The organism is Pedobacter ginsenosidimutans, from assembly GCF_001442625.1.
Lineage (GTDB): Bacteria > Bacteroidota > Bacteroidia > Sphingobacteriales > Sphingobacteriaceae > Pedobacter > Pedobacter ginsenosidimutans.
In genome coordinates, this window is sequence record NZ_LMZQ01000009.1 from 148,667 (window position 1) to 168,641 (window position 19,975).

The following is a 19,975-nucleotide window of genomic DNA, read 5'->3' on the forward strand; positions in this document are numbered from 1 at the left end:
ACTAATTGTGTATTGATCGATACAAAAATAAAAATAAGATGGATTTAAAACTAAAAGGAAAAAGGGCGTTTATCAGTGGCGCAACACAGGGAATTGGATTTGCCATTGCGCAGCAATTATTGGCCGAAGAGGTTGAGGTCATTATAAATGGTCGTGAAGAAACAAAAATGAATGCTGCAGTTGCGGCGTTACAAAAACAATTTCCAAATGCGATTGTATCCGGGATCGCAGCTGATTTTTCTGTTAAAGCACAGATAGAAGCCCTGTTAAGTCAATTAAATGATATCGATATTCTGATTAACAATGTCGGGATTTTTGACCTGAAAGATTTTGCGCAAACTACCGATAACGATTGGTATCACATGTTTGAGATCAATGTCATGAGCAGCGTAAGATTATCAAGGGCATTATTGCCGAAGATGCTCAGCAAGAACAGGGGAAGGATCATTTTTATCAGCAGTGAGTCGGGTGTTAATGTTCCGGATAATATGATACACTATGGAATGACCAAAGCCGCAATGATGTCCGTGAGCAATGGCTTATCAAAATTAACCAAAGGTACAGAGGTTACGGTAAATACTATTTTAGGCGGGCCGACTTATTCTGATGGAGTAGCTAAAACCGTTGAACATATTGCAGGTATACAAAATATGAGTGTGGAGCAGCTAAAAGCTGGCATCATGCAGCAAACTAACCCTCATTCGCTGTTAGGACGCTTTATTGACCCGGCAGAAATTGCAAACCTGGCAGCCTATCTTTCCAGTCCGTTGTCTTTAGCTACAAATGGAGCTAGCTTGAGGGCTGATGGTGGTGTTTTGAAGACGCTTTGATCTTGTTTTCAATAGTTAATTCAAATAAAGTATTAGTTTTATTATGTGAACCTTGAGGTTATATAAACTTCGATATAAACCAAAACTGCATCTCTCATATTTGCCAACTTTTTGTTCTAAAATAGTCTTGTCAAGGTATACATGATCTGACAAGACTTTGTTTTATAGAAAAACTAAATGAAATTTTTCCGTTCCAAATCCTCAATTATAGGCTCAATGAGCAATAAAAAGCGATCTAAATATTCAAAGTATTCCTGCTGATCGGTACCGGAAGTCAAAATAAAGAGTACAAAACCTAATTATCAGGAAGTTGTACTCTTTATTTTTATCAAATTTTATCTTTAACACAAAAATAGATAATCTTTAATTAATTGATAGTCAGTCGTTAATTCTACTTACAATCCTATTTTAAACCAGGTGGATTATCGATAAGTGATGCAAGTTTTCTAAAGCTATAATGAAACGCATAAGGGTCATCGGGTGCATTAAACTTTCCACCATCTCTTTGGGTAGGTTTAGATGCACTAAGCACTATGGTATTGCCGTAGTTCGGGTCCTCAATTATTTTAAAAGCATAGGTTACTTTTTCTAATCTATAATTAAGTGCTTTTACATATTTGCCCCATTCTAAAGAGCTTGCCTTCTTTTCCCAAAATCCTCCTTTTCCATTTTCAGGTGTAATGTTTAGCTCATTGCCTTTTACAACATAAGTGCCGGTTTCGTAGCTAAAAAGGATATCCTTTGTTTTAGTAATCCACTGCTTATTTCTAAATATGTAAGTGCCATCCTTGTTAAAAGTATATTCCTTTCTAAGGTAACCTGCTGTGTATTGCGGCACACCATTAAAACTTCTTCCTGCACTTTCTAAACTATAATCTGTCCAAAGCCCAACAATAGCAGAGGCATGATTTTCTGTGCTTGGTATGGTAATATTTGCTGTGCTAATAGTTAGCGAGCCAAGCAGCGATTGATATTCTTTGAGATAAGGCATTGCCGTAGCATTGCACACTATAGCCATACAATTTTTTTGATTACTGTACACGGTAAGTATAGTCGCTACATTAGTGCCATTATATTGCCAAATACCTCTGCCACTAATTATAGACCAGCCATGCGTAAGCTTAGGTTCGGTTTTTTCTACTGACGAAATGCTTTTGCCATTTGATATCAGTTCGTTCCAATCTTTATCAAAATCGATTTTTATATCGCCTTCGCTATTTCTGTGTTTATAAATGCCTATTTGTCCCCAGCTGCCACCATCTACACGCGAGTAAGAAATGTTGCCGGCATTTTGCTTTAATGTCCAGTCCTTTGGTGGCGTATAGGTAACAATGTCAAAAGTCTCTTGTTGAGCAAAAGTGCTTATTACATTTATTGTGAACAGCATTAAACAGAGTTTCCTTTTCATCTTTATATAAATAAATTAGGTTTTTGAAACAGGTAAATCAATGGGTTACATTGCCTTAAATTTTCGTTCTGCAGTATTGTTGTTTTCGTTCAATTCATGAATGTCCTTGATATTGTCTATTTCAATTTTGTACATGTACTCTTGAAAGCTTTTCAGTAAACTTCTCTGTCTACTGCCTTCTAGTATGATATAGCCATTTATTTCTTGCCCAGGTGTGAGCACAGCATGAGGTTGCAGTACTTTTACATCAGTGCTTAAACACTCGGCCCTTAATTCGGTACACCATACTGATCCAAGTAACCGCAAGCCATTAATGTTAACATTTAGCGCAGCGGTGCCTATGTTTTTTACTTTGTAATATATTTTATGATGAAACTCTTCTGCAGAGATGCTGGTAATTTCTACAGTAAGATCCGGAAATGCTGTAGTAGAAAGAATTGGTCCAGCCAAGGTACTTGTTAAAGTTTCCATTATATCTGTATAACCAATAATGGGGGCAGTAGCAAGATTATTGCTTTCATTGTGTTCTGCAACGCTATTGGTTTCGTCGGCTTTTAGCTGGTAGGAATAGGCTGTATTTTTAATTAGCTTTTTTGTTGGGGTAAACCCTATTTTAAATTGTATTTCAGCCCCAGGTTCCAGTGAGCCTTGATCTACCAATTTAGTGCCACCACCAGCTTGTATAAATTGGCCGTTATCAGATACAATACTGCCCTGCATGGTAACATTACTTAGATCTACATTGGTTGCACCAGTGTTTTTTAAAGTGCAATTGATGAGATAATTGCCTTTGTCGTGTTCGATACTGCTAATGCTTACCTGCAAATCTGGTAAGGCAATTTGTCTCGTTACTACAGGTCGGTTTATGTTTACCATCGTCTTTTGCTGAGCATTTACACTGGTAAAAAGCAATAGAAATAACGATAGTAGGCTTGTTAATATTTTCATTTGAATAAATTGTTTTTAAGTGGTAATAAAGCTTCGATAAGCTCTTATTCATCTCTGTTTGTAGCGACGGCTTACCGAGGTTTCATAAGATTATCGATTAAGTTGCATAATGATATAAAGTTAATTCGCTGTAAACTGAGTGCTATCCTGTAAAAAGGGGATTTTTTAATGTTGTTTTACCAAAGCTTTTATGGTGTTGTTGTTATCAGTAAGTACCAATATTCGTCCGCCTTTTACAGCCTCAAACTGGCAATTAAATGTTTCTAACTGACCTTTAAAACGGTTGGTAAAAGTGATCTTCCAATCTTTAACTTCGTACCTGCCATTATATTTTTGCGTAGAGAAACCCATGTTGCCAACTTGGCCCGATGCACCCGAATGCTGACTGCTGTAATGGTTTGCATTTAGAAAGTTAAATTCGTCTGAAGTGGCAGTTGCTGTACTACCTGCGTAACGGCCACTGCTTACATAATAATAAGAGAGTGATGCAAAATCTGACGATGACCATTTGCCGGCAAGATCTGTGTTAGCCACCGCAAATTTGTTACGCCATTGCATCTTGGCAAGTTTATCCCAAGATTTGCTCTGTTCAAGGTAATCCCAACTGGAGGTGTTGATGTAATTATTGCCAAATTCGTTTTCAAAATCAGTTTTACTATTGGTAACTACTTCCAAATACCGTCCGTTTCCCTGTTGGTAATGTTTTTTATAGAATACAATGAAAACATTTTTGCCAGTTTGTTTTTCAACCCCATTGGCAGTTAGAAAAGTAATGGATGGCGAGCCCTGCAGGCCTCTTTGCTGAAAGTTGGTGATGTTTTGATATCGCGGTGCTACCAATGCATTCCAGGCATGCTCATCGCCTTTAAGTTTATCAAAATTATGCTCATCTGCCCGTTGGTTAGGATAATGGATAAAAATGCGTGTACCAGGTTTGGTAACCTCAACCCAGTCTGTTTTGATGGCGCTTATCCAGCCGTCATCAAAATTGGTAGTATCATATTTAAATTGCCCATTTACAGTATGGTATGTTTGATTTGGACTTATTTCATTTCTTTCGATGGGTTGAAACGTTTGCAATAAATTCTGAAAATCTTGCAGATATGGCAATGCAGTTGCATTACACATGGCACTTAAATATACTTTCCCGTTACTAAACGTAGTGAGGATGGTAGATACATTAGCGCCATTGTATTTCCAAATGCCGCTTCTGCTAATTACAACCCAATTGTTTAGCGTATCTGGCTTAGCTTTTTCTTCATTTTCTATAGCTTTTAAGCCCAATACTAATCCGTTCCATTCCTTTTCGTTATCGGTTTCGGCATCTCCCGTGCTTACAGCACTTTTGTAGATCACGATTTGCCCCCAGCTATTGCCATCAATTTTTGAGTAGACCAAATGGTTGTCGGTAAGTTCTTTTTTCCAGTTTTTTGGTGTCGTATAAGATACGATATCGAAGGTTTCGTTTTGCCCACATGCCTGCATTGTAAGCAATAAGCAGATCATAAAAATTGAGATATGTTTCATAGTGGATTATAATTTCTTGATATGAATATTGCTGATGTAGAACTGATTTTTTTCGTTCACGTAAAAATTGAGATCCTTTAAGACCATGCCGGGTGAAAAAGCTGTGTTGCATTCGTACACCTTGCTGTTGTTGCACGTGATCAATATACTTTCCCCTTTTTTTTGTAGGCTCACGGTAGCTTTATTAACTGGCTTGCTGCCAGTGAACCCAGTCACAGAATAATAGTTGGATACCTTACAGGTTGCCAATCCATTAATCATTATCCAGCCAGCGGCATCTGCCCGGTTCATATCACCCGGCGACACATTTAAGATGACATTTTTTTCTCCGGCATTGCCTGAAAACTTTAGTTGAACGTCAATTCCTGGTGTGCCCCATGGCACATCGCCCTTTTGCACCAGAAGATCATAGCTTAGCTCAAAATCTCCATTTATATTTTGCGGGAAATTTTTCGGAGCTGCATTTCTTTTCAACCTCAACCACTTGCCTTCAACCTTATCTAGTGTAGCTACTACCGGTTGTTCCCCAGAAATTTCGCTTCGTTGCGTTTTCCAGCTTTGTGGTGCTGCGCCAACAGCTGTATTGGAAAAATCTTCAAAGAACAATACAGTTTTATCAGCAGCATTTTTCTTTGCTGCGGCAGAAAGTTCTGACGCAGCCGAGGCTCGCTGCTCTTTTTCTTTAAAGGACAATCCAAGGGGCTGATACGGCTCAATCACTTTATCCTTTCCAAAAAAATAACGATATACGTAGTCATAATTAAAACGGTTGACAAAATTATCCATCAGTTGCACAGCTCCGCCATATCCCGCATTAATAGGTCCATCCATCTTAAACACGAGCCATTGCGGACCACCAGCAGCGCAATCTTCTTTTACTCCTTTTTTTAATCGCAGCAATGGGTAATTGGTAGAAGAAGAAACTGCTTTTCCCCATCGGTCAAGGTTTTGAGTGTTTTTTTCGGTCTGTATCCAGTTAGGTAATTTTCCGTTACTACCGATATTAGCTAAATCAATGATATCTATCTGTCGTTCTATAGTATTAAAATATACGAATTTGTTTTCCTGCTGCTTTAACTGTTCTTTTAGTACCTGCATTCCTTTTTTTGCGTTTTCCAGGTAATTTTCATAAATCAGCTTTCGGTTTAATGCAAATTGATGTAGCTTGGGAAACTGACTTTCTAATTGCCGTAAAAGTTCAGCTACCGTAACTTGCTCAAAAGGAAGTGGCTGCCTGTTCCTCGTCATAATTACCACGTAAGATAATTGGTTGCCTACCGGGAACAGGTAATGCCGGTAAGGTTGCAGGTTCGGGCTGCCTGTAAAATTTCTATAAGCAGTCATTTCATCGAGCCAGTCTTTTTCATATTCCCCTTTTTGCCCAACGGTATAATCAGGCATGGTACAATAATAGTCGGTAGGAGTAGAAAGCGCAATTACCTGTTTGGTAATCAATTCTACATTATTTGCCATGATGTCAAGCCGGGTATAACAATGGTTTCCGGGTGTTGGAAAGAATTTATGTGTGCTTGTTTTAGATAAGCACAGATGAAACTTAGCCAGCGCCCCATAGGAATTGGGTAGTGCCAAACGGTTGTCTTTTTCAGCCTCATCTGCGCCATAATATTTTGTGCCTTTGTATTTAGAAGCAGGGGGCCTAAACAGGTCCAGTTTGAGCTCGCCTAATAGTCCGATAGGTGTATAGGTTTGTTGCAACCAAGTACCAATTTTTATGCCCATATCAGTTTGGTTTACAGGATAGCTCCAGCCATTTTCAGTAATGGGTTTGGCAGGTTCGTTTTTTAGGGGATTTAACCATCCGATTTCAATATGCTCAAAATCCTTTTTATCGTACATTCCGCGATTGTCAACCTGCTGGGCATTTGCGAAAGAAAAAGTAAACAGGGCAACAAGCAAAGCTTTAATTTTCATATTCCTATTTGTTTAATGATTGATATTTTACCACTGCCTGATGATGATTCCTTTGGCGATACCGGTACCGGTTACCGAGCCATGACCACTGATAAGGCTGATTTGTTTCTGTATTCCGGCTTCTAATTCCTGTTTGCCTATGCCCGCTTTTACGGTTGCAGAGGAGGTGGCCGTAAAATCACCGACACCCGCTTTTTTACTCATTTCCAGCTCGAACTCCTGTTTTACGGTAAGTTCGCCGCTAATGGGTTCCTCATCCACACCAGCCGAGCCTTCTACACTTGCATTTGCGGTTCCTTTCCAGTCTTTCAGCTCATTATTTTCATCCAGTTCATAGGTAAAATCGCTGCCAATGGCTCCTTTGATTTCCAGCGGACCAAGCTTTCCTTTGGCGCTTGCGCCCGATTTTATTTTTACTGTGCTGCCAATGTAGGTGTTGCCCAGGTGTTTGAAGGTAATTGCGTTATCATTAAATTCAATGGTCATGCTGCTATGGCTGCAATTAAACTTGTACGTTACATAGCCTAAGTCAACTTCAGCCTTGTAATTACAGGCCACATCATCAAACTCCGCCAGTTTACCTGGCTTTGCTTCTGCTTTCTCTTCACAGTCTGCATAGGCGTTTTTATAATCTTGCATATCCAAAGGTTGAAGCTCCCTATTTTTCTGCAGCCAGAACAGTTGAAATTGCAGTTCAATTATTTTGAAGGAATGAATATCCAAACTGGTATACTGTGCCCAGTACGCAAAGTCATTGGCATAATGTTTAAAAAGCGTGAGGGCCTCTTCATCATATTCTTTCTTCCTGGTGTTCAACTCTTTCAACATCGCATTGATAGCGTCCCGATGTGCTGTGCAGGGAGCTTCTGGCGGAGGGATTTTTTTGTTTTTTCTAATCGCGGTAAGGTCAGTTTGAAGTTTCATATAGCTTTCGGTAAGCTTTTTCATTTTTGCAGCGTAATATTTTTCTAACTGCTGCACTTGTAAGCCAGCTTTGCGGGCGTGCAATGGCTCCATATTTATCGGAGTGACCACACCTGTGTTAATAGTTTGTTGAATTGCGCTCATTACTTTACCTGTCGTTGTAGATATGTATTTTGCATACAATGCTGTTTCATCTGCCAGCTCTTTTTCTGCTTTTGCAATGGCTGTTGCTATACCATTGTTAAATTGCTCCCACATAGGCAACAGCGCATTTATTTCTGCAATACTATTAGGATAGTCGGGGCGTTTGGTGTTGCCTAGCCCCAACGGATCGGAGCTGGGCTTGAACGGAACTCTTAAGTTGATGCTGCTTATCTTTTCTCCCAACTTTGCCAGCTTCTCTTCTTTTTCCCTTGTGTAAGCATGTTTGATAGACTTCTTGACAAGTTCTGCAGCTTTTTTTGTATTGCCTTTGCTTTCTTCAATGGCTGCCTGCGTTAAGGTTGCCTGCGGATGATGTACGTATACATCAGTAACACTATCCAAGTAGTTTTCTGCTTTTTGCAGTTCGCCGAGTCCAAACCATGCCTGGCCAAGGTTGTTCATGACTGTGGTGTTTTTAGGAAAGCTTTTATGAAGATATTCTAAGATTGGGATAGCTAAGTGCTCGCCATTTAACATTGTAAGCGCTGCAGTATAATTACTCAGTGCATTATACTGTGCTGGATAATCGGTACATACTTTACCAAGCAGATAAACAGCTAATTCCGGGTGGCCGCTCGTCCAAAATGCACTGGCCATTGCATCGGCGTCTTCGCCATTTTTTGTTTTTGCTTTAATTTTACTATACACTTTATCAGCCAGCATAACTGTATTTGCTTCTAAAGCAGCGCTTAGTTTTGTCTGTATAGCTTTTACATATGCAGAAATCTGAGCAGCGTTTACGCCCTTTGCAATTGCTGCAATTCTAACAGCATCCTTTTTAGGTACGATAAGCTTATCATCTTCCCACGCTTTGGCAAGTTTCTTGTCTGATATGGCAGGCATATTTTTAACCGCCTTGTTCATATCGGGCATTTTAATACCTAGGTTATCCATCATCTTTTTATCCTCGGGGCTCATCTCCTTCATCATCTCATCCATCATACCCTTTGCTTCTTTCATTGCTGCTTCCATTTCTTTTTTGGTAGGTGGCTTTTCTTTGCCCGACTTTTTTTGTGCAACAAGTAATGCAGGCAGTAATAAAAAGGCCATGAGCAGTATGGACCTAACTATTTTACAATTTTTCATACTCATATGTCGTTGATTTTCCAAGCCTTATTGGGATCTTTTCTGGTAGTACTGTCCTGTACTATTGGTTTTTCAGTTTCCGGAACGGATTTGTTCTCATTTGTTTTGTCTGAAGCGTTCCTTTTATCTTTTTTCCCTTTACCTATATTCTTCGCCATTTTTTCAATTTTTCGGGAGGAGCTGTCTACAACTTTATCTGTTGTTTTATTGATTGCCTTATCAACGGTGGCATTTATTTTCCTGTCTACTGTTGCATTTACTTTCTCTTTTAGTTTTTTAAGAAATTGTGCTTGTACTGTAATACTTCCTGCAAGAAGCAGTATTGTCAGCATTAAATTTTTAGTTTTCATGTTGTAGGTTTTTAGTTATTTCGGATATGTTTTTCTCGAGGCTAATTTAGGTGGCTGTGTCAGCCGATCTTATCCCGTAAAAACAGGATTTTTATAAAATGATTGAATTAGGGCTAACCAGGTTATTTTCCTGGCGAAAGATATTTTGTAGCTTTAATAAAAATCCTGTAAAAAGGGGAGTGCTATCAGGCTAACAATTCGGTTTATTTGTATCCATAACTAAAGCCATGTATCTAAAAAGAATTATTGCATTGATATGCTTTTTGTATGCCTTTAATCTAAATGCACAAACAAATGAAAAGGATAGTTTGCTAAAGTTACTTCGTGTTCATAGGCAAGACACAAACTGCGCTAAAACCTATTACCATTTGGCCAAATACTATGAGAAAAATAATCTGGATTCGGCCAGGCATTTTTTGAGGCTCTTAGGTAGCCTCGCCGAAAAATTATCATATGAACGAGGCCGCTATCTGTATCATGAACGTGTGGCCGTGGTATCATTTACGCAGGGGGCACACCATAAGGCATTAGAAGAGAGTCGAAAGGGTTTAATGATTGCACGGCATCTAAAACAACCAGGATTTGAAATAGCGATGCTCAATATGATGTCTATCTGTTATCAATATCTTGGCAGATATCAAGAGGAATTGGACTATGTTTTGCAGGCTCAGGCAAAAGCTGAAAAAGTAAAGGATACTGCCAAAATGGTTGGCCTATACATTAGTATTAGTAATGCCTATGCCGATCTTGGGCAACACCGAAAATCCCTGGATGCAGGATTGACCGGACTGCGTCTTAGGAAGCGGTACAATATTACTGCTGGCTATGTGAACCGACTATATGCAGGCATTGCCCAGGAATATGAAATACTGGGATTACCCGACAGTGCAATTTATTTTTATGACAAGGCGCTCAGTTCTTCAAAGCAGCTAAACGACCGCTTTGCCGAAGCAAGCATCTATAAGTACATTACTAATTTTTATTCTTCTTTAGGTAAGTATGATAAAATGCGGGAAATGGCTGCACATTCCCTTGCACTTGCCAGGGAAATGAATAGCCGTCAGCTATTAGCCACTGCTTATTATAACCTTGCTGCTGCCCATTACTATACCAGGGACAATAGGAAAGCCCTTGTTTATGTGAAGCAGGCACTTTCTATTGCCAAAGCCGATTCCATCAGGCATGAGATGCAGAACGGTTATCGCCTGCTCTCCTACATTTCCGCCACACAGGGCGACTTCATCACTTCTTCGAATGCACAACGCAAGGCAGATTCACTTGAAAGAACCGCTTTGAATGAAGAAGTGGCTAAATCTGCAGCAGATCTCGAAAAAAAATACGAAACTGAAAAAAAGGACAGTCAGATCAGGCTGCAACAAGCGGCTATCAAACAAAAAAACACCTTAAATTATATACTAATTGGCGGTGCGCTTTTGTTGATTCTCATTTTCGCAATGGTATACCGCAACTACAAACACCGTCAAAAAATACAGCAGCAACGCATTAACGAACTAGAAACTGAAAAGCAACTTACTGCAACTGAGGCCGTATTAAAAGGAGAGGAGCAGGAAAGAACACGTTTGGCTAAAGATTTACACGATGGCCTGGGCGGTATGCTCTCAGGTTTAAAACACTCATTTGGACATATGCAGGGAAATTTAGTTATGACACCAGAAAATGCAATGGCATTTAATAGAAGTATGGATATGTTAGATAGTTCCATTAAAGAGATGCGTAGAATAGCTCATAATATGATGCCAGAAGCACTTGTTAAATTTGGTTTAGATACGGCCTTAAGAGATTTTTGTACAGATATAAATCTTACAGGCGCATTGCAGGTGGATTATCAATCTATTGGAATGGAGACGGCTAACCTTGATAACACAACTTCGATAACCATTTTTAGGATAGTACAAGAGTTGCTTAATAACACCATTAAACACGCTTCGGCTGATACTGCTATTGTACAACTGGCCAAAAGCGATGACACCATAACAGTAACGGTAGAAGATGATGGCAAAGGATTTAACCCAGATCTATTAACCGAAACACACGGAATTGGCTGGGCTAATATGAAAAACAGGGTCGACTTTTTAAAGGGGAAAATAGATGTTAAAACTGAGCCCGATAAAGGCACGTCGGTATTAATCGAGTTCAAATTATGAATGGAGTAAGTGTGTTGATTGTAGATGATCATTACCTTGTAATTGAGGGCGTTCGTTCGTTACTGCAAAATGAAAAAAATATAGAATGGCAGGGGCATGCTACATCTGGTGAATCGTGCCTTGCCTTTTTGCAACACCATCAACCCGATGTAATACTAATGGATATTAATTTAGGTAGAGAGAGTGGAATAGATCTTTGCAAAATGATCAAAGAAAAATACCCTGGCATACATATTTTAGGTTTGAGCACTTTTAACCAGCAAAGTTTTATTCAAAAGATAATTGAAAATGGTGCATCGGGCTATGTGCTTAAAAATGCTACAAAAAATGAGTTATTAGAGGCCATATTTACAGTAAATGCAGGCAAAACTTATTTAAGTGGAGATGCATTTCAAATGCTTAGAACAAAGGAAAGCACTAAAATAATTCTAACCAGAAGAGAAAAGGAAGTGCTAGAACTTATCGCTAATGGCCTAACCAATAATGAAATTGCCATTAAACTTTTTGTTAGCGTAACTACAGTAGATACGCATCGAAAAAATCTACTTTCTAAATTTCACGCTCGTAATATTGCATCTTTGGTTAAAATGGCTGTGCAAATGGAACTAATCTAAAACCGATCAAAAAGCTAACTACCATTTTTGATGTATTTCTGCTAATGGTTTAGTCTTGTGATGGGGAATAGCAATTAGCAATGCTGCAAGTATGTAAAGCTAATATTGCGGCATTGCTACTATTTTATGGGCCCTGGATGTTTAACATTAGCCGGTAATCTTAAGCGATTGGATTAAACCCTGCTGAAGAACGAGATTAAAGTTAAGAATGGCCGGGCTACCTGGAAATGTTCCTGAAATCTGAGCTGTAAATACCGAACCCTTTTCACCTTCCTTATAACTAATCGGTTTTAAAGTAGCTTGATATTGTTGGTTCGAATTTTCAATCCATTTTTGAATTGCTGCTCTTCCAATATGGTTCTTTCCTTCGTCGAATACTTCGGCGTTTTCTGAAAAAAGTGAGGAATACGCTACAGCATCATGGTTGTTCTGTGCTTCAATGAAGTCTGTTATAAATTTTGGTAAATTCATGATATTTATTTTTAGATTAACTTATTGTTGTACAAATTTCGGTGGTACTGGCGTGATGCACAAGTAGGGCATTACGATTCGAATAGGGAAAAATTTATCCGTATTGTTTCATTAATGGCCTACATGTATCTTTGTTAGATGTACGAGAAAAAAACTTTTCCCAATTTAAACTGTGGACTCGATTTAGTTGGAGAGGTGCTTTATGGCAAATGGAAAATGCGCTTGTTGTGGTTTATTAACGAGGGTTATTTGCGCCCCAGTGAGCTGCAACGCAAAATACCAGATGCAAGTCGTAGGGTAATCAATATTCAGTTAAAGGAACTCGAGGAACATGAATTGGTTATCAGAACAATCTATCCGGTGATGCCGCCAAAGGTAGAGTATTCGCTTACTGCGTTTGGCAAAACCTTGATCCCGGTGATCGCCGCTATTGGAAATTGGGGAGACGAGTATCAGGACAGTTTGAAGCGTGTGATTCTGAAAGGATATCCGCAGTTATCCTGATTCTGAGTGCGTACTAGCTAAATTATGCCCAGGTTGATTTAGTTCAGCATTTTAAATTCATCCCTAATGCAACCCAGGCTGGTATTGTTGTAATTTTAAACGGTGGGTATGGTACCTCCGTCAATTACAAATTCGGTTCCGGTAAGATAACTTGCCCTTGGCGAAACAAGAAACCCAACCATTTCTGCCACATCTTCTGGCATGGCAGGTCGGCCGAATGGAATGCCGCCAAGTGCATCCATTACACTTTGTGTGGCCTGTTCTATCGAAATTGCTTTGGTCTGCGATATGCGTTCCATCATTCTCTTTGATCCATCAGTCATGATCCAGCCCGGAGAAACCGTTAAAACCCGAACTCCTTTTGGAGCAACTTCATTAGAAAGTCCTTTGCTGTAATTGATCAATCCGGCCTTTGCTGCCGCATAGGGTAGTGTGCTTTCATATAATGGAAGTTTGCCTTGAATGGATGCGATATGGATAACCACACCTGTTTTTTGTTTAATCATTTGCGGCAAAAATGCCTTGTCTAATCTTACTGGCGCTAAAAGATTGGTTTGCAATGTTTCTTCCCAGTGTTCATCGGTTAAATTAGCAAAACCACCAGCCGGAGTTTCTGAACCTCCAAGGCTATTGATCAGGATATCGAGCCTGCCAAATTTTGATAATACCGCTGTTACTACTTTTGCTGTTCCATCAGGCTTGCTCAGGTCTGCCGAAATAAAATACAGCTTTTCATTGGGCTCTTCAGGCGGGTTTCTTGCAGTGATGATTACTTGTGCCCCGGCTGCCAGTAGCCTTTCGGCAATTGCTTTTCCGGTGCCTTTGGTTCCACCCGTTACCAGGGCAATCTTGCCAGATAGTTCGCTATTGAAATTAAATTCCTTTTCCATTGTATATTTTTTATACAAAATTCAGGCATACTATAGTTTCCTACAAGTACGGTATTACGATTCAGATAGCGTAAAATTTATCCCTATGCAATTGGTATTTCCGTAATTGCTATAATTAAATGTTCCCGGGATATTTGCTTTGGTATTATTAAGTATGCTAGGTGGAATAGGATAAAAATCCAATCATTCGTTGATAAGGATTTAGAATAAGTACCATAAATATCCTTTATGGGAAAAATGTACAAGATTGTTGTCCGTTTGTCCATTCCCTGGGCCTGGCGTTCTCCCCATCTTTGTATTGTCAACAAACAACAAATATTTCAAACATTAATTTAAAAAAAATAACAATGAAAAATCTATTCTTAATCGCAAGTTTAATCGTGACTTTATTAACAAGCCAATTCGCTTTTTCACAAAGCAGAAGAGTCCCAGCTTCAGCCGGAAGGTCGGAATATATCGAAGTTGAGCCAGGTGTAAAACTTCACGTAACCGATCTTGGCGAAGGTCAACCTATTGTATTGATCCACGGATGGCCACTTAGCGATGAAATGTACCAATATCAGTATCAATATCTGGTAAGGAAAGGTTTCAGGGTAATCGGTATTACACTACGTGGTTTCGGTAAATCTGATAAACCTTATGGAAAGTACAATTTCGATGTTTTTTCTGATGACATTTATGCTGTTCTCCATACTTTAAAAATAGAGAATGCTGTATTGGGTGGTTTTTCTATGGGCGGTGCCGTTACCATTCATTATGTAAATAAGTATAAATCTGCACATGTAAGCAAACTTGCACTATTTGCAGCAGCTGCCCCATCTTGGAAACAACGTGCAGATTACAATTACGGAATATCTGAGGAAGGTGCTGCCGCACTGATCAAACAAACCATGACCAACAGAGAAGATCTGATAGGTGGATTAGGTGCAGCATTTGCGGCCAAAGGAACCACACTTCAAAAAAATACAGAGAAATGGCTTGAAAATATCAACTTATCTGCAAGTCCATATGTAGTTACCGAATCTATCAGTGCCCTTGGTGATCTTGATTTGCGTCCGGTGCTTAAGAACATAACCATCCCAGTAGCCATATTTCAGGGTACAAAAGATCAACTGATTGATTTTGCCTTGGCTGAGCAATTGCATAAAGGCTTAAAAAACTCATATATCGTGAAATTCGAGAACAGCGGACACGCACTTTTTGTAGAAGAGATGGATAAATTTAACTCGGAGCTTGAGCAGTTTGCCAAAAAATAATTATAAGATAAGATTACTTGCAGGTTTAAATGCCCGCAGGTAATTTTTGTTTTAACCAAATATTGAAATCGTTACCAATAATGGTAATTTTATTTTTTAATCCATTTTATTAACCCTTTCATGAAACAAAGCATTTTTGATGTAAACCTTAAAACCATCGGCATGGTAAATGTTGATTTAGAAAGTATCGAGGCCATCAATTCTGAAGCATACAAATCCTATATCAAGGTGCTTTATCTTAATGAAGGATTTGAAATAAAAGTAGACTTTAACGTTTACCACACTACTGGTCCAACGCTGTTCTTTATCAGTCCAAATCAGGTACTCAGCATCGAAAAACTTGGTGAACAATCGGGTCGTCTGGTGTTCTATAACCGCGATTTCTATTGTATACAGTTGAATGATGAAGAAGTTGCCTGCGATGGGCTCCTGTTCAATAACATCAATAATATGCCAATGACGGTGATACCCCAGCAGGATGCCACATTTATTGAATACCTGTTTTCAAGGATCGAGGATGAGTTTGAACTGAAAGACGGATCGCTGGAAGAAATGATCAGGACTTATCTTAAACAGCTTTTGATCAAGTCTACCCGATTATGGAAGGTGCAACACCTGGATGGGGTGATGGTGGCCAGACCGAACAACGACCTTGAGTTCTTTAGGAAGTTTACCCAATTGGTCGAAGCAAACTTTAAAGAAAAGCATAATGTTTCTGATTACGCCGATCTGCTGGTGATGGCCCCCAAAACCCTTACCCATAGGTTCAAGCGGCTTAAACTTCCTCAGCCGAACGAAATCATCAAAAACAGGATTATCCTGGAGGCAAAAAGATTGCTTGTACATACAGAGAGAACGGCAAAGGAGATTGCCTATTCACTGGGTTATGACGATCCTGCCTATTTCAGCAGGTTGTTTTTTATCAAGACCGGCGAACCTCCATCTGGCTTCAGGTCTAAATACCTAAGTATACAGGAACCAAAACAGATTTAATGTTCAATGATCTTTTTATGTCATCGAATAAAAATAGAGCGATTTTGCCAGGCATTGTGGCAGCGCTAAAAAAAAAATAAATAATTAAACATGAAAACTAAGTTTATTGTATTGTTGGCCACCCTTATTTTAACATCGGTGAAAACCTTTGCCGGTTGGTACAATACTTACAATTACACGGGTTTAATCGACCGGTATCCGGTTACTTTTTCTTTTCAGATAAAAGAAGGCTATTTTGGTGAACCTGCAAAAAAACACTATAATGTTATTGGAGTATATAAATACGATAAAGTTAATCATCCTATCAGGTTTGAAGGAGTTTTTAACCAAAGTACCCAGGAGATTAAAATTTATGAAATTGGCATTAATGATAGGGTTTCTGCCACTTTTCATCTTAATTTTTCACCTCAGCAACTCACAGGTAGCTGGAGCCGCGGTAAAAGTAAACTGAAAGTAAATCTCCGGCTTGTAAACAGACTCAGTGATCTCTCAGATGAAGCGTTCGATAATATCCAGATCCTTCAGTTTCCGTCTTTGAAGGATTACTATTTTATCGGTGTTTATGCTAAAAAGAGCAAATCTACCGAAGCGCACATGCGCGAATTAAAGATCATCAATAAGGAAACTAATAAAACCTTTCAGACACTTAATTTTGAACATATTGAAACGCCCACAGGCAATATCATGACCATCATTTACGATAACATTACAACAGGGAAAGACAATAATTTTCTGATTTCCAATCAGATCGGCAGGGTTGGCGGATACCTTAATGTTAATTTTAATGTAAAGAACAAACGGTTTGTTCTAAATCCGGAACCTGTTGCAGAAGGGTTGTAAAGGTTGAAAAATGCAATGCTTTTAATTCGTGCTTATTGGTATATTTCTGATATTTTAGTTGATGATATTAAATGAGAAAAGAATATTACTTCTGGAGTGATTACTTAATGGAATTAGCTAATTGATTTAAAATGACTAAAGTAATTATTATAGACGACCATCCTATTGTATCCGACGGATTAAAAAACCTGCTTACTAACCGCGATGATATGGAGGTAATAGCCTGTTACGATACCGGGCAGGCAGGTTTAGAGGGGATAAACAATTTAAAGCCAAATGTGGTATTGCTTGATATTAGCCTGCCGGATATAAGCGGTGTAGAAATATGTAAACAGGTAAGAAAAACCGATAATCAAGTTGGTATTATTGCGCTGAGCATGCATAATGAACGGCCAGTAATTAAAAGTGTTTTACAAAGCGGTGCAAATGGTTATGTTCTTAAAAACTCCGTAGGCCAAGAGATCATATCGGCCATTCAGACCATTTTAAGTGGCCAAAAATACCTGTGCACCAAATCGAAAGAGATTATGTACAGCCACCAAAAAGGCAATTTGATAGAAATACCGCACATTACCCGTAGAGAAAAAGAAGTGCTGGAGCTGGTAGGCAAAGGGCTAACCACAGGGCAAATAGCCACACATTTGTTTATCAGTCCTCATACGGTAGAGAGTCACCGTAAAAATCTGATCGAAAAATTTGAAGTAGCTAGTATGTCGGCGGTGGTAAACCTGGCTATAAAATATGGGTTGATATAATGAAAAATCTTCTTATTGATAATCTATAGGGTAAATCATAATTAGTAAATTGCTTATGTTAAAGATCTAAGCAAATAGTCGTTAAGTAATAACATTCAATTCTATATTAATAGAAGTACCTGGTTTATTTTCAGCCGATAAAATTTCCATTTCACCATCTAAATAAGCTACCCTGTTTTTTATATTCTGAATGCCCATACCTTTAGTTAAATAGGCGGGATCAAAACCCTTGCCGTCGTCTTCTATGGTGATATAAAATATATTATCGTTTTGTGAGCACTGCAACAAAATGTTTTTTGCCGCTGCGTGCTTAACGGCATTGTGCATCGCCTCTTGTATAATGCGGTATATGCTAATTTGCTGTTGTGGCAAAAATGCATGTTTAGCGCCCAGGTATTTAAAATCAATGTTCAGTTTTTCAGATGTTAACGATGCGCACAGGTCCCTTAATGACTCCTCCAGCCCAAATTTGAGTAACATTTCTGGCATCATGTTGTGCGCTATCCGGCGCAGTTCATTTATCGAATCTTCCATCTGATCCATGATTCGGAAAAGTTCAGGATCATCATTGTTTTTATTTTTTGTGGCGTAATGAGAAAGATTGATTTTGATTCCTGCAAGCGTTCCACCCAATCCATCGTGCAGATCGCGGGCAACCCTGTTCTGTTCCTCTTCTTTTGCATTTAACATGGTCTGAACAATTTTAATTTTTTGCCTGCGGTCAAAATCTTCTATTTGTTGCTGGTGGTTTAAATCTTTTTGTACCGTTAATTTTTTACTGCTCCTATAAAAAAGCCACCCCAAAATGGCAACGATCAATAAAAACAAACAAGCTATGCCAAATAGCCAGCTTAACAGCTTGCTGTTTTTTGCTGATAGGTTTGCTTTTTCATTTTCGGCATTAAGGGCAATTATTTTTTTCTCTTTTTCTGCTGTTTTAAATTTTACTTCAAGTGCATTTATTTTGTGTTCAACCTCCTGGGCATTTATACTATCTTTTAATTTGCTATATTTTTTAAGCCAGGCATAGGCCATTTTACTGTTACCTAATTTGCTGTAGGTTTCTGATAGTTCAAAGTAATAAATCTGATCATCCGACGAGTGCTTATGCACAACAAGGCCTTCTACATTTTTTTTTAAAACTGTTAAGGCTTTTTGATATGATTTTTGCTTTGTGAATAGCCGATACATCTCTAAAGATAAATTTCGCTGCATATTGTATTCTTTTGCCTGCACAGCGAGCGCTTCCCCCTTTTTTAAAGCCTGTAATGCTTTATTATATGCTTTGGCTGTTGTATAATATGTTCCTTCCACTATGTAGAATTTCATATAATTTATGGGGTCTGTAGTTTTAATAAGAAAAGCTTTAGCCTTGTCTAATTCTTTTTTTGCAGGTAATGTATTGTTTTGATATAAATAATTTCGACTAAGACTAATGTGGTTTTGGTACAATTCATTGATATATACGGTGGGTTGTTTTTCCAATAACGAAATAGACAACCGGAGATATTCCTCTGCTTTGCTGTATTGTTGGCAATCCATAAATATCATCGCTATATTGTGATAATTTACTGCCAGATGTTGAATATTGCCTGTTTTTTTTACCAGGGGGATAACTTTGTTTATGAAGATATCGATAGACATAATGGAGTTGTCTTTAACATCGAATTCTAAAATGGCATAATTCATCCAACATTTGCTTCTGAAAAGAAATGCCTCTTTACTGTTAAATTTCGATAGCTGTTTGTCGGCCTTCAAATAATTTGTTTCGCTTTTCGAACTGTTGGTCAAAAAATAATATCCGCCCAGATAATAATAATAAAGCGCCTTAACATAAGGATATTTATTTCCATATTTTAAACCTTTTGCGAGGAATTTTTTAGATTTTAAGGTATCCCTGTCTGACCAATAATCTGATAAAAGGAATAGTGAACGCGCTTTTACGCTATCAGATTTGGTATTTGCCGAAAGTTTTAACAAACTATCTGGATAGTGTGCATCGGTTATGGGCAATTGCGCAAATGATAGGTGAGCACAAACCACAAACAAGCAGGATAGAGCGGTTTTTTTCATTAAAAGCACATGGATTATGGAGGTCAAACATAGCTAAAACTACACAATTCAGCTATAATACCTGGTAAACTTTTATACTGTTCATTACGAAACAAGCATAGCAATAAAATCAAATATCCCCGGAATCAGGGATAAATACTGATAATGTTTCAGTTTAACTTTGGGTATTATATTGTAAGATTAGAAATTAAAAAAAATGCCGGCA

Annotated in this window: 17 protein-coding genes; 8 read left to right on the forward strand and 9 right to left on the reverse strand. The window is 38.5% G+C overall.

Features of this window, described 5'->3' with window-relative positions; genetic code table 11:
• Nucleotides 1–38 precede the first annotated feature (38 nt).
• Nucleotides 39–830, forward strand: a complete 792-nt coding sequence (locus ASU31_RS14115; protein WP_057932933.1) for an SDR family NAD(P)-dependent oxidoreductase — start codon at nt 39–41, stop codon at nt 828–830.
• Nucleotides 831–1,233: 403 nt separating this feature from the next.
• Here ASU31_RS14115 and ASU31_RS14120 read toward each other — a convergent pair whose 3' ends face one another.
• The 6 genes from ASU31_RS14120 to ASU31_RS14145 form a co-directional block, all read right to left on the reverse strand.
• Nucleotides 1,234–2,238 carry a hypothetical protein gene (locus tag ASU31_RS14120; protein ID WP_057932934.1) on the reverse strand — a complete coding sequence of 335 codons (1,005 nt, stop codon included), beginning with the start codon at nt 2,236–2,238 and terminating at the stop codon, nt 1,234–1,236.
• Nucleotides 2,239–2,283: 45 nt separating this feature from the next.
• Complete coding sequence (locus ASU31_RS14125) at nt 2,284–3,186, reverse strand: CARDB domain-containing protein (RefSeq protein WP_083505370.1); 903 nt, start codon at nt 3,184–3,186, stop codon at nt 2,284–2,286.
• Nucleotides 3,187–3,351: 165 nt separating this feature from the next.
• Nucleotides 3,352–4,713, reverse strand: coding sequence for a hypothetical protein (locus ASU31_RS14130; protein ID WP_157258017.1), 1,362 nt, complete (start codon nt 4,711–4,713; stop codon nt 3,352–3,354).
• 6 nt (nt 4,714–4,719) lie between these two features.
• A complete protein-coding gene (locus tag ASU31_RS14135; protein ID WP_057932937.1) occupies nt 4,720–6,645 on the reverse strand; it encodes a hypothetical protein in 1,926 nt (641 codons plus the stop codon).
• 27 nt (nt 6,646–6,672) lie between these two features.
• Complete coding sequence (locus ASU31_RS14140; RefSeq protein ID WP_057932938.1) at nt 6,673–8,823, reverse strand: tetratricopeptide repeat protein; 2,151 nt, start codon at nt 8,821–8,823, stop codon at nt 6,673–6,675.
• Between the two features lie 38 nt (nt 8,824–8,861).
• Nucleotides 8,862–9,209 carry a hypothetical protein gene (locus ASU31_RS14145; protein WP_057932939.1) on the reverse strand — a complete coding sequence of 116 codons (348 nt, stop codon included), beginning with the start codon at nt 9,207–9,209 and terminating at the stop codon, nt 8,862–8,864.
• Nucleotides 9,210–9,436: 227 nt separating this feature from the next.
• On the opposite strand from ASU31_RS14145, the gene ASU31_RS14150 reads away from it, so the two are divergent.
• Entirely contained in the window at nt 9,437–11,374 is a 1,938-nt protein-coding gene (locus ASU31_RS14150; protein WP_057932940.1) for a tetratricopeptide repeat-containing sensor histidine kinase, read from the forward strand.
• The gene (locus ASU31_RS14155; protein WP_057932941.1) at nt 11,371–11,988 is read left to right on the forward strand and encodes a response regulator; all 618 of its coding nucleotides are present in this window, start codon (nt 11,371–11,373) and stop codon (nt 11,986–11,988) included. The genes ASU31_RS14150 and ASU31_RS14155 overlap by 4 nt, the downstream gene beginning before the upstream one ends.
• A gap of 147 nt (nt 11,989–12,135) precedes the next feature.
• Here the strand turns inward: ASU31_RS14155 and ASU31_RS14160 are convergent, their stop codons facing one another.
• Nucleotides 12,136–12,459: a Cif family virulence factor gene (locus tag ASU31_RS14160; RefSeq protein ID WP_057932942.1), complete on the reverse strand. Its 324-nt coding sequence runs from the start codon at nt 12,457–12,459 to the stop codon at nt 12,136–12,138.
• 138 nt (nt 12,460–12,597) lie between these two features.
• Between ASU31_RS14160 and ASU31_RS14165 the strand changes: the two genes are divergently transcribed.
• The gene (locus ASU31_RS14165; protein ID WP_057932943.1) at nt 12,598–12,963 is read left to right on the forward strand and encodes a winged helix-turn-helix transcriptional regulator; all 366 of its coding nucleotides are present in this window, start codon (nt 12,598–12,600) and stop codon (nt 12,961–12,963) included.
• Nucleotides 12,964–13,058: 95 nt separating this feature from the next.
• On the opposite strand, the gene ASU31_RS14170 is transcribed toward ASU31_RS14165, so the two are convergent.
• The gene (locus tag ASU31_RS14170; RefSeq protein WP_057932944.1) at nt 13,059–13,853 is read right to left on the reverse strand and encodes an SDR family oxidoreductase; all 795 of its coding nucleotides are present in this window, start codon (nt 13,851–13,853) and stop codon (nt 13,059–13,061) included.
• A gap of 347 nt (nt 13,854–14,200) precedes the next feature.
• On the opposite strand from ASU31_RS14170, the gene ASU31_RS14175 reads away from it, so the two are divergent.
• The 4 genes from ASU31_RS14175 to ASU31_RS14190 all read left to right on the forward strand — a co-directional run bounded on the left by ASU31_RS14175 (nt 14,201) and on the right by ASU31_RS14190 (nt 17,697).
• The gene (locus ASU31_RS14175) at nt 14,201–15,109 is read left to right on the forward strand and encodes an alpha/beta fold hydrolase (protein ID WP_057932945.1); all 909 of its coding nucleotides are present in this window, start codon (nt 14,201–14,203) and stop codon (nt 15,107–15,109) included.
• A gap of 120 nt (nt 15,110–15,229) precedes the next feature.
• On the forward strand, nt 15,230–16,102 hold the full coding sequence (locus tag ASU31_RS14180; protein WP_057932946.1) for a helix-turn-helix domain-containing protein: 873 nt from the start codon (nt 15,230–15,232) through the stop codon (nt 16,100–16,102).
• A gap of 90 nt (nt 16,103–16,192) precedes the next feature.
• The gene (locus tag ASU31_RS14185) at nt 16,193–16,942 is read left to right on the forward strand and encodes a hypothetical protein (protein WP_057932947.1); all 750 of its coding nucleotides are present in this window, start codon (nt 16,193–16,195) and stop codon (nt 16,940–16,942) included.
• Between the two features lie 131 nt (nt 16,943–17,073).
• Complete coding sequence (locus ASU31_RS14190) at nt 17,074–17,697, forward strand: response regulator transcription factor (RefSeq protein WP_057932948.1); 624 nt, start codon at nt 17,074–17,076, stop codon at nt 17,695–17,697.
• Nucleotides 17,698–17,778: 81 nt separating this feature from the next.
• Here the strand turns inward: ASU31_RS14190 and ASU31_RS14195 are convergent, their stop codons facing one another.
• Nucleotides 17,779–19,770 (reverse strand): tetratricopeptide repeat-containing sensor histidine kinase, encoded by a 1,992-nt coding sequence (locus tag ASU31_RS14195; RefSeq protein ID WP_057932949.1) that lies wholly within the window; start codon nt 19,768–19,770, stop codon nt 17,779–17,781.
• Nucleotides 19,771–19,975: the final 205 nt, after the last annotated feature.